Annotated in this window: 1 protein-coding gene; it reads left to right on the forward strand. The window is 61.6% G+C overall.

Features of this window, described 5'->3' with window-relative positions; all coding sequences use genetic code 11:
- Nucleotides 1-1,227 (forward strand): HNH endonuclease signature motif containing protein (locus CIK76_RS14820; protein WP_096287820.1); only part of this gene is annotated, 1,227 nt, incomplete at its 5' end.
- Nucleotides 1,228-1,232 lie beyond the last annotated feature (5 nt).

Here is a 1,232-nt window from a genome sequence, read left to right on the forward strand (position 1 = left end):
GCCCAAGCCAAACTCGCCTACCACTACGAAAAAACAGTCGTCCGCGACCACGAAGACCGCGGCATCCACATCGACCACAGCGCACGCGGCGCCGCCGCAGCCATCGCCATCAACCGCCGCCAATCCACCCACGGCGCCTGCAGCTACCTCACCTCCTGCCGCATCCTCAACGAAGACACCCCGCACCTGGCCCACGCCTTCGAACAAGGCGAGCTCACCGAACGCCAAATACTGGCCATCACCGCACCACTGCAAGAAATCGACACCAACCCACGCCGCGAATTCGACGCCCTCTTCGCCACCCACCCCGACATGTTCACCAACCTCGGCCTCAACGCCATCACCGACACCGTACGCAAATTCACCGAACGCCACCAAAGCAGCGAAAAAGCCATCCAAGCCGAAGACGAAGCCGCCAAACGCTACATCCGCTTCCGCAAAGGCAAAAACTGCGTCATGCTCAGCGCCAAACTCCCCCTCATCGAAGGCACCGCCCTGGCCAAATCCATCAAAGCCCGCGCCAAGGCCATCCACCGCACCGGAAACGACCCCCGCACCAAGAAGCAGCTCCAAGCAGATATGCTCATCTGCAGCCAGCTCAACGGCTTCCCACCCAAAATCCCGCTGTTCCTCGACGTGAAGCTCATCATGACCGACAAAGCCCTATTCCTCGGCGACCGGGAACCAGCGAACCTGCCCGGCTACGGCATCCTCCCAGCCCAATACGCCCGCGAACTAGTCGCCGGAGCCCGAGTAGACCTCAAAGATCCCTTCCACCTCAGCCGCCACGAGGACGAACTGAACCGCAGGATCTTCACCTTCCCCGAAATCCAGCGCATCTACACCGCCCCGGGAAATCAAGACCTCATCGCCATGGACTCCAAAGCCCGCGAATTCCCCGAAGGCCTCAAAGAGTTCATCCGCATCCGCGACGCCCACTGCCAAACCCCGTACTGCAACGGAGTCCCGGAAGAAATCGACCACGTGGTCCAGCACCACCTGAACGGGCCGACCACCGTCCACAATTCCTCCTTCCGCTGCCCGTTCTGCAACAAGGCGAAGGAACTACCCGGATGGTATGAAAAAGTCGACCCCTACCTGCCGCATTCCATCGTCATCGACACCGGAGACGGGCGGACCTACCGGTCCCTGGCGCCCCCGGCCACCGGAGTAGTCCGGGACACGACCCCACCGGTCATCCACCTGCCGAAGCACCAGCGAGAATGAACAAC

This window comes from Glutamicibacter sp. BW80 (genome assembly GCF_002332385.1).
In the GTDB taxonomy this organism is placed as follows: domain Bacteria; phylum Actinomycetota; class Actinomycetes; order Actinomycetales; family Micrococcaceae; genus Glutamicibacter.